The following is a 9604-nucleotide window of genomic DNA, read 5'->3' on the forward strand; positions in this document are numbered from 1 at the left end:
CCGGCTCGCCGGTCAGGGCAGTCCGAGGACCCGGTCCACGGCGATCTCCAGCACCACGCGCTTCGGGTTCACCCGCGGCACCTGGTAACGGACCGTGTAGCGCTCCTCCGCGTCGCGGACGACGTCCGCCTCCGGCCGGACGACGGCCAGCCCCTCGAGCGTCGACCACCGCCCCGGCTCGATCTGGGTGAGCGCGACCCGCGCCCCGCCCCGATCCGCCCACGCCGCCACGTTGCGCTCCTTCTGCGACCCGGCGCTGCACATCACCCGCGCGATCCCCTCCTCGACGTCGAGCGTCGCGTTGACCGCGACGACGTGCGGGGTGCCGTTGCGGCGCAACGTGGTCAGCAGGCAGACGTGCCGTTCGGTCCAGAACGCACGCCACTCGTCGGAGACGCCGTCGGACAACGTTCGTGCCGTCATGTCCCGATCCTCGTCTCCCGGTCGTCCGTCCCGCGCACCCGGGTGGTGCGTCCCGGCCGGGCGATCCTCGTTCGGGCGACTTACCTGTCGATCATGACGGGGTGTCGCCACCATTCCGTCATCACAGACGTCACTCGAACCTCATACGTCACACGACGGGAGCACATCATGTCCCTCCGCACGACCACTCTCCGCACCATGACCGTCCTCGCCGCCGCCACGATCGCCGCGCTTCCGCTGGCCGGGATCGCGTCCGCGGCGCCGGCTGCGGACAAGGATTGCAAGGACTTCTCGAGCCAGGCGGCGGCGCAGGCGGCTCTTCTCCCGGGAGACCCGGACGGGCTCGACCGGAACAAGAACGGAATCGCCTGCGAGGACTTCGACTACGGATCGGGCGGCAGCTCCGGCGCCCCGGCCACCTCGTCGCCCGGCTCGTCGGGGTCCGCGTCGTCGGGCTCGTCCTCGTCCGGATCCGTGTCGTCCAGCGCGTCCGGGTCGGCCTCGTCCGGGTCGGCGTCGTCCGGCTCCGGCTCGTCCGGCGGATCGAACGAGCCGGTCAACCAGGTGACGACCGTGCCGTCCGGCAGCGTGGACGCGGGCGACGGCAGCGCCGACGGTCGGCCGGGCGACGGTGCCGCGGCCGCGTTCGTGCTCGCCGGATTCGGCGCCGTCACCGCGTCCGGCGCGGCCGTGACGGTCTGGCGCACCCGCCGCCCGGCCCGCGACCGGGGATGACGATCACCGGACCCGACACCGGCGGCCCGGCGACGACCGCGCAGGTGCTGCCGGCCTCGGACGCGGTTCCGCGGCCGGAGGCGGTCGGGACGCCCCTCGCCGGCCCGCCGTCGGCGCCACTGATCACCGAACGGGTGCGGATCCGGCCGTCCACGGCCGGATCCGCACCGGACCCGCGATCAGGCACATCTCACGGCGACGGACCTTCGCGGTCGGCGGTCGCCGCGGCGCCACACGTCGGCGCGTCCGTCCGGCCGGTGTCCTGCGCGGCGACGCCCCCTCGCTCCCCGGCGAGGCGGACGGCCGGGGACGGCACGTCCGGGACCGCGGCGGCGGGACGCCGTCCGGCGGTGCGCGTCCATCGGGTGGGGCCGGGTGTCGCGGCCGTCCTGCTCGTCCTGACGCTGCTCACGGTCGCGGCGTTCGTCCCGCCCGCACTGGGCGGGACGGTGGCGCCGCTTCCCACGACCACGGTCCGGCCGGCGGCCGCACCCGAACCCGGCGCGTCGGCGCCGACGCGGGTGCGGGTGGCGGCGCTCGGGCTGGACGGCCCGGTCGTGCCGCTGGGCCTGGACCGGGCCGGCGCGCTCGACGTCCCGCGTCGCGGAGACGTGACCGGCTGGTACACCGGGAGCCCGGCACCCGGACGTCGCGGACCGTCGGTGCTGGCCGCGCACGTGGACTGGAACCACGAGCCCGGCCCGTTCTTCCGGCTGCGCGAGCTCGCCGCGGGTGACCTGGTGGAGGTGGACCGCGCCGACGGCTCGGTCGCGACGTTCGAGGTGCAGGCCGTGCGCCGGTACCCGAAGGACGCGTTCCCCACCGACGAGGTCTACGGGAACGTGCCGTGGGCCGGTCTGCGGCTGGTGACGTGCGGGGGGTCGTTCGACCGCGGGGCGCGCAGCTACGAGGACAACGTCGTCGCCTACGCGGCGCTCGTTCAGCCGGGCCGCGGTCCGACGTAGACACCGACCGGACGGAACCGCAGGCCTGGCTCGCGGTACTCCTCCAGCGCGTGCGCCACCCACCCGACCGTGCGGGCCACCGCGAAGATCGCCTCGCCGGCGTCGGAGCGCAGGTCGAAGGCGTGCATCAGGGCGGCGAGCGCGAGGTCGACGTTCGGCCAAGACGCGCCGCCACGGGCCATCCCGTCCACGAGAGCGTCCACGGTGGACAGGACGTCGGCGGCGGGCGGGTCGTCGCGCAGGAGCGCGAACAGTCTCGCTGCCCTCGGGTCCGGTCTGGTGTAGACGGCGTGCCCGAAGCCCGGCACCCGCTCACCCGCGCGCAGACGTTCCGCGAGCACCCCGACCGGATCGGCACGGGCGTCGCCGAGGAGACGATGGGCGAGGCCGCTGACCAGGCCGTGGTCCCGGCCGTCGAGGGCGCCCAGCCCGGCCGAGACGACGGCGTACACGTCGGCCCGCGTGCTGGCCGCCACGCGGGCGGCGACGGTGGACGCGGCCAGGCCGTGGTCGGCGAGCAGAACGAGCGCCGCACCGAACGCCGGCGGTGGGTCACCCGCCCGTCCCGGGTCCCGGAGCAGCGCCGGCCACAGGATGCCCGCGATGCCCTCACCACTCGCCGTCGCACCCCGTGTCGGCGTGTCGCACCCGCTGCGACCGGTGCGGCGCGCCGGGGAGGGGTGCGGCACGGCGGGGGGCGCGGCAGAGCCGGTCGGGGCGAGTGCAGCAACCGTCGTCCCGAGCAGGCTCGCCGCCGTCCGGACCACGGCGGGCTCGGAAACGTCGGCGCGCAGCGGATCGACGGCGGCCTGCGCGGCGACGGCCAGCCGGATCCGGTCGGTCAGCCGTGTGCCGGGTGGGAGAGCGGCGATCGCGGCACGGGCGATCCGCTCGCGTCCCGGGTCCGGGAGCAGATCCGGCGGGTCGGTCTCCCACAGCAACCCCGCTGTCTCCTCCAGCGACGGCAGCGATGCCGCGCGGACCCCGCGATAGCACAACCCGTCGTCGGAGAGCAGGGAGATCGCCGTCCGGATCCGCTCGACGGCGCCGGACGGCGGGTCCGACTCGCGCCCGCGCGCCGCGAGCCGCTCGACCTCGTCCTCGGCGAACCGGCTCCCCCGCCGCTCGGCACTGCGCACGCTCGTCAGCAGCCCGCGGCTGACATAGGCGTACACGGTCTCCCGCTTCACGCCGAGCCGCTCGGCCGTCTCGGCCGCCGTCAGGTACTGCACGGGTTGAGGCTATCAACATTGATCGAATCAATATTGACGATATTGAAACGCCGGCGGACAGTCGCGGCCATGACCAGCATCGAGGAGCGGCCCTCCACCCCGTCGGGGCTGCGTGGCGTCGTCGTCACGTCCACCGCGATCGGTGACGTGCGCGGCGACGAGGGCTTCTACCACTACCGCCAGTACCCGGCCGTCGAGCTCGCGCGGACGCGCTCGTTCACCGACGTCTGGTTCCTGTTCGTGCACGGCCGTCTCCCGGAGCGCGACGAGGCGGCCGCGTTCGCCGTCGAGGTCGCGGACCAGCGGACGCTGCCGGACGCGGTGCGGGCCGCACTCCCGTCGATCGCGGCCGCGGGCGACCGGTTCGACCCGCTCGCCGGCCTGCGCACGGCACTGTCGCTCTACACGGCCGCCCGCGGGTTGCCGACGACGTGGGACGCCGGTCCGCAACGTCGTCGCGCCGATGCCCTCGCCGTCTGCGCCGTGACGCCGACGATCCTGGCCGCGCTGTTCCGCCTGCGCCACGGAGAGCGGATCGTCGAGCCGCGGCGGGACCTTCCTGATGCGGCGCACTGGTTGTACCTGCTGACCGGCGAGGAGCCGGCTCCGGAGCAGGCTCGCGCCGTCGAGCAGTACCTGATCGCGACGATCGACCACGGTTTCAACGCGTCCACGTTCACCGCACGCGTCGTCGCCTCCACCGGCGCCGACGTCGTCTCCGCCGTGGCCGCCGCGATCGGCGCGTTCTCCGGGCCGCTGCACGGCGGCGCGCCGGACCGCGCCCTGGATGCCCTCGACGAGATCGGCGACGGCGCGCCGGAGGACTGGGTCAGGGCGAGGATCGCGGGTGGCGAGCGGATCATGGGATTCGGGCACGCCGTCTACACCACGCACGACCCGCGCACGGCGCTGCTTCGCGAGGTCGCCGAACGGCTCGGCGGCCCGCTGACGGCCCGCGCGGTCGACGTCGAGCGCCGGGTCGGGTCCACGCTGGCCCAGCTGAAGCCGGACCACCTGCTGTACGCCAACGTCGAGTTCTACGCCGGTGTCGTGATGGAGCAGTGCGGGATCCCGCGGTCGATGTTCACGCCGACGTTCACGGTGAGCCGCGTGGTCGGGTGGTGCGCGCACGTCCTGGAGCAGGCCGGCGAGCGGCGCCTCATCCGGCCGTCCGCCCGCTACGTCGGCCCGCCTCCGCCGGCTCCGGTCCCGGCTGCCTGAACGGAGCGCCGGCCCGGCCGTGCGAGCGGAGCGTCCGCCCGACCGGGCCGTGCGAGCGGAGGCCTCGTCCCGGTCGTCAGTCCCCGCGGACGTCGCGCCGGATCGGGTGCTCCGGCGGGATCTCGACGAAGACGATCCGCGTGCCGTCCGGGTCGGCGACCCACATCTCGTCGAGCCCCCACGGCTCGCGGCGCGGCTCGCGCAGGACCGTGACCCCGGCGGCGGCGAGCTCCCGGTGGGAAGCCTCCAGGTCCCGCACCTGGAGCCACAGCTGCAGACCGCTCCCGGTGACGCCCTCGTGCGTGTGCACCGATACCTCCAGCAGCCCGTTGCCCAGGAAGAACACCGTGCCGCCCGGGAACTCGCGGTAGATCGCGAGCCCGACGACGTCGCGGTAGAACGCCAGCGCGGCATCGGGATCGGCGGGTCGCAGGATGGCCCGGCTCGAGAGGATCTCCACGGCGCCGCAGGATAGTCGCCGGACAAGCGTGACTTCGGTAGCAAAGCGAACATCCTTCTTGCGGAGGAGGCTCCGCTTGTGGTCACCTGATCGGGTACCTGTTCCCCGGACGGAGGTCGTGTGCCCGACGCGACGAACCGGTCCAGGCCGACCGTCGCCATCGTCGTCGTCCTGGCCTCCTGCGGTCTCCTGGTCTCGCTCGTCCAGACCATGGTCGTCCCGCTTCTCCCGCAGTTCCCGCGGCTGATGTCGGTCAGCCCGTCGACGGCGTCGTGGCTGGTGGCGTCGAACCTGGTCGCAGGCGCGGTGTCCGCTCCCGTGCTCGGACGGCTCGGCGACATGTACGGCAAGCGGCGGATGCTGCTCGTCGCGCTCGGTCTCGTCGCGGCGGGCTCGCTGCTCGGTGCCGTCGCGCCGAACATCGCCGTCCTGCTCGTCGCGCGGGTCCTGCAGGGCACGGCGTTCGGCGTCATCGCGCTCGGCATGAGCCTGATGCGCGACGTGCTGCCCCCGGACCGGGTCGGCAGCGGCGTCGCCCTGATGAGCTCGTCGCTCGGGTTCGGCGGCGCGATCGGGCTGCCGATCACCGGGTTCGTCGCCCAGTTCGCCAGCTGGCGCTGGCTGTTCGCGGGCGCCGCCGTAGTCGGCGTCGTCCAGGTGCTGCTGGTGCGGCGGATGGTGCCGGAGACCGCACAACACCGTTCCGGGAGGTTCGACGCGGTCGGTGCCGTCGGCGTCGGGACCACGCTCGTCTGCGTGCTGCTCGCCGTCTCCAAGGGCAACGAGTGGGGCTGGACGTCGCCGGTCACGCTCGGCCTGTTCGTCGCAGCGGTCGTGCTGCTCGCGCTGAGCACCCGTCACCTGCTGCGCGTCCGGGCACCGCTCGTGGACCTGCGCGTTTCCGCAAGGCCGGCGGTTCTGTGGACGAACATCGCGTCGATCATGATCGGCTTCGCGATGTTCGCCGGGTTCGTGCTCGCGACGCAGATCCTCCAGGCACCGGAGGCGACCGGCTACGGCTTCGGACTCTCGCTGATCGCGGCCGGTGTCGCGCTGCTGCCGATGGGCGGCTCGATGGTCGTTTTCTCGACGGCGTCGGCACGCCTGTCCAGCCGCTTCGGCCCGCGCACGACGCTCGTGCTCGGCACCGCCCTGCTGGGTGCGGGCAACCTCGGGTTCGCCGTGCTGCCGTCGAACCTCGGACTGCTGATCGCCGTCGCGACGCTCGCCGCGGTGGGGGCCGCGCTGGCGTACTCCGCGGTCCCGCTGCTAATCATGCGGGCGGTGCCGGAGAGCGAGACGGCGGCCGCGAACAGCCTGAACACGCTGGCCCGCCAGCTCGGCACCAGCTCGTGCACGGCCGTCGCCGCCGCCGTCACGACGGCCAGCGTGGTCGCGCTGGACGGCCGGATCCTGCCCAGCGGGTTCGCCTATTCGACGACGTTCCTCGTGGCCGGCGCCGCGGGCCTGGTCGCCATGGTGATCGCGATCCTCACCCCGGCTCCCGACCCGATCGGCGAGCCCGTCGCCCCGGACCTGGCCGCCGCCCGCTGACATCGGCAGGCCCCCGCCCGGTCCCCGGCCAAGCCGCGCCAGGCGTCAGCTGCTCCCGTCCGGTGACGCTCCCGGCCCACCCGGGCGCGGGCTCGCACACGGTGTGGCGCCCTCGCACATGTCCGGGCGCGTGCGAGGGCGCCCGGTCCTGTGCGACGACGGGTGGGCGTGCGTCGGGCGGTCAGGTGGTGGTCGCGCGGAGGGCTCCCGGACCCATGGGCTCGTCCGGGTCGATGCGCAGGGCCGTCATGAGGCGGGCCAGTCCGAGGTAGTGCGCCGCCACGAGCGCGACCTCGACGATCTGCTGCTCGTCGAGCAGGCCGGACAGCGCCGCGTAGTCGGCGTCGGACACGTCGCCGTCACGCACCATGTCCGCGACGAAGGACAGGACGGCGCGCTGCACGTCGTCGAACGGCGTCGTGTCGTCCCCGCCCTCGAGCGCCGCGATCTGCGTCTCGGTGATTCCGGCGGCGACGGCGATCGGGACGTGCTGGTCCCATTCGTAGCGCTGTGCGAGCCGGCCGACCTGGAGGATGGCGAGCTCGCGCAGCGACGCCGGCAGGGACAGGTCGTTCAGCAGGGCCCCGCCGAGGCGCAGCCACGGCACGAACGCCGTGCGCGCCTGCGCCACGAGGCCGAACACGTTTGCGGTGGGGAGACGCTGCAGCGCACGGGCCGTCTCCTCGGGAGCGTTCTGCGGATCGACGTACGTCACACGAGCCATGATCGCCACGGTAGGCCCGCGCCCGGCTCGCCGCACCTGGGCGAGACGTCCACACAGGACAGCCGCAGCCGTCTGACGTGCACGGACGCGAGTGCGTGAATTGAAACGCGCGAGTAGAACCAGCCGGTAACATTCCCGTCAATCGCCGGACCGGTTGCCGGAAAATGGCCCGGCGTGCACACTCGGGACCGGCGTCACATATCGATCGACGGCTGTGAGCCGATACCGTAGTCGGCACCGCAGTTACAGATCGCCCGGCCGCCCATGCGCTCAGCCAGGCGGTTCATGCACGGCCGACGCCACGCCAGGAGGTCCTTGATGAAGCCATTCGTGGTCAACAGCCACGATCGTCTCGTCTTTCCCGCGAACTTTATCGCCGAACTCGATTTCTCCGTCATCGAGAATCTGGAACAATTCACGGCGATCGTCGAACGCGATTTCGAGGCGAAGGCGCCGACCGGGACCGACATCCTGGACCGGGTCACCTCCGAGGCCTACTCCGGTCGCTTCGAGCTGCTGCGCGACATCGCCCAGAACCTGTTCTGGGTGAACCGCTTCTCGATGACGATGTTCGAGAAGCGCCCCACCCGCTGGCGCGACCTCCCGAAGAACCGCCCGGACGTCTACCTCCCGGTGCTCACGCCGTGGGAGGACGGAGACAAGAAGGTCAAGGCCGTCCGCGAGGCGTTCGACCGGCTGGCCCCGACCTGGGACGAGTCCGACGAGCAGCACGTCTTCGACCTGCTCTTCGACGTGTTCGGGCACCGCCGCCACCACGCGACCGAGCTGCCCGCCGTGAAGCCGACCGTCGCGCAGTTCCTGGAGACACCCGGTGCGATGACGTTCGTCGTCCCCGGTCACGACCCGGACTTCCCGGTGTTCGCGCAGAACGAGATCTGGGACGTGAACTCCGACGTGCCGGAGCTCGAGGCGCTGACCCGCTGGGCGATGGTGCTGCACAACCAGTACCCGTGGGACCGCGCGGCCACCGAGCTGCGCACCGTGGACGCGATCGGCGACGACGACCACGTCGTCGCGTTCCATCCCCGCAACCGCGACGTCTCCGCGTTCCTGGACCGGGTCTCCGGCGGCCGCCCGGCCCGCCGGCGCCGGGTCGCGACGCCCGCGGAGCCGGTCGAGCCGGTGCGTCCGCTGCCGCCGGTGCGGGTGCCGGAGGCGTTCCGGGTGCAGCCGAGGATCGAGGCCATCGCGATCACCCGTGGCGAGCACGTGTGCTCCAACGAAGACGTGGTGCGGAACTCGGCGTTCTCCTGGTCGCCGATGAGCGCCGCGTCGATCTCCAAGAAGACCGGCATCGACCAGCGCCGCTACACCGAGTACGACATCGAGGACATGGCCTACGCCGCGGCCGTCGGGGCGCTCGAGAAGTCCGGCCGCGGTCCGGACGAGATCGGCGCCGTCCTCGTGGCCACCTGCACCAGCGAGCGGCTGATCCCGTCGCTGTCCACGTGGCTGTCCGGCCAGCTCGGCATCCTGCAGACGCACTGCTCGGCGGACATCGTCGCGGCGTGCGCCGGCCTGCCGTACGGGCTGTCCGAGGCGGTGCGCCAGCTGCAGGAGGTGGAGCGGCCGGTGCTGCTGGTCTGCGTCGAGAAGTTCTCGGACAAGATCGGCAACGTCCGGACGTCGCGGATGATCTTCGGCGACGGCGCGGCCGCGCTCGTCGTCGGGCCGGCGCCGGACGGGGAGGCGGGCGACGTCGAGGTGCTCCAGACGTACGCGTCCGGTCCCCGCTCGCAGGTCAACTCCATCATCTGGCCGAACCCGGAGTTCGACAACGACATCACCGTCTACGGGCCCGAGGTCAAGGCGCTGGTGGCCCGCTACCTGGACCAGATGCTCGGTGAGCTGCGCGAGCAGCCGAGCGCGGACGGGAGCCGCACGCTGCTGGAGTCGATCGACCTGATCGTCCCGCACCAGGCGAACAAGACCATGATCCTGCAGCTCGCGGCCGACGCGGGGTTGTCCGACGATCAGCTCTACTTCAACATCGAGACGATGGGCAACGTGTCGGCCGCATCGATCCCGATCGCGATGTTCGATGCGGTGGCCGACGGGGCCGTGACGCGGCCCGCCCGCGTGTTCGCCCCCGGATTCGGGGCAGGCGCGGTCGGCGGCTACGCGGTCCTGCGCCTCGACCCGGCCGTTCTGGCCCCCGAGGTGTTCCTCGACCGCTACGTGCCCGAGCCCCCCGCACCCGTCGAGCCGTCCTCCGCGGCCGCCCCCGGGGCCAGCACCGACGACGTTCGCATCGCCTTCGGCGAGTGAG

9 protein-coding genes are annotated in these 9604 nt (G+C 72.9%); 5 read left to right on the plus strand and 4 right to left on the minus strand.

Translation table 11 applies throughout. From position 1 onward, the window contains the following. Nucleotides 1–12: 12 nt before the first annotated feature. Nucleotides 13–423 (minus strand): pyridoxamine 5'-phosphate oxidase family protein, encoded by a 411-nt coding sequence (locus EV378_RS09330; protein WP_132422677.1) that lies wholly within the window; start codon nt 421–423, stop codon nt 13–15. A 198-nt stretch (nt 424–621) separates the two neighbouring features. Here EV378_RS09330 and EV378_RS35815 point away from each other — a divergent pair, with 198 nt between their 5' ends. Both EV378_RS35815 and EV378_RS36235 read left to right on the plus strand, forming a co-directional pair. Then, complete coding sequence (locus EV378_RS35815; protein WP_243653364.1) at nt 622–1158, plus strand: excalibur calcium-binding domain-containing protein; 537 nt, start codon at nt 622–624, stop codon at nt 1156–1158. A 350-nt stretch (nt 1159–1508) separates the two neighbouring features. Beyond that, entirely contained in the window at nt 1509–2123 is a 615-nt protein-coding gene (locus tag EV378_RS36235) for a class F sortase (RefSeq protein ID WP_243653365.1), read from the plus strand. Here the strand turns inward: EV378_RS36235 and EV378_RS09345 are convergent. Beyond that, nucleotides 2099–3355 (minus strand): citrate synthase, encoded by a 1257-nt coding sequence (locus tag EV378_RS09345; RefSeq protein WP_132422682.1) that lies wholly within the window; start codon nt 3353–3355, stop codon nt 2099–2101. The genes EV378_RS36235 and EV378_RS09345 overlap by 25 nt on opposite strands. A gap of 69 nt (nt 3356–3424) precedes the next feature. On the opposite strand from EV378_RS09345, the gene EV378_RS09350 reads away from it, so the two are divergent. Then, nucleotides 3425–4576, plus strand: coding sequence for a citrate/2-methylcitrate synthase (locus tag EV378_RS09350; RefSeq protein WP_132422685.1), 1152 nt, complete (start codon nt 3425–3427; stop codon nt 4574–4576). Between the two features lie 76 nt (nt 4577–4652). Here EV378_RS09350 and EV378_RS09355 read toward each other — a convergent pair whose 3' ends face one another. Continuing rightward, on the minus strand, nt 4653–5036 hold the full coding sequence (locus EV378_RS09355) for a glyoxalase superfamily protein (protein ID WP_132422688.1): 384 nt from the start codon (nt 5034–5036) through the stop codon (nt 4653–4655). A 120-nt stretch (nt 5037–5156) separates the two neighbouring features. On the opposite strand from EV378_RS09355, the gene EV378_RS09360 reads away from it, so the two are divergent. Continuing rightward, entirely contained in the window at nt 5157–6590 is a 1434-nt protein-coding gene (locus EV378_RS09360; RefSeq protein ID WP_243653366.1) for an MFS transporter, read from the plus strand. 181 nt (nt 6591–6771) lie between these two features. Here the strand turns inward: EV378_RS09360 and EV378_RS09365 are convergent, their stop codons facing one another. Then, nucleotides 6772–7314 (minus strand): carboxymuconolactone decarboxylase family protein, encoded by a 543-nt coding sequence (locus EV378_RS09365; RefSeq protein WP_132422691.1) that lies wholly within the window; start codon nt 7312–7314, stop codon nt 6772–6774. Nucleotides 7315–7632: 318 nt separating this feature from the next. Here EV378_RS09365 and EV378_RS09370 point away from each other — a divergent pair, with 318 nt between their 5' ends. Beyond that, on the plus strand, nt 7633–9603 hold the full coding sequence (locus tag EV378_RS09370) for a 3-oxoacyl-ACP synthase III family protein (protein ID WP_132422694.1): 1971 nt from the start codon (nt 7633–7635) through the stop codon (nt 9601–9603). The last annotated feature ends 1 nt before the right edge of the window (nt 9604 follow it).

The sequence above is a fragment of the Pseudonocardia endophytica genome, from assembly GCF_004339565.1.
Lineage (GTDB): Bacteria > Actinomycetota > Actinomycetes > Mycobacteriales > Pseudonocardiaceae > Pseudonocardia > Pseudonocardia endophytica.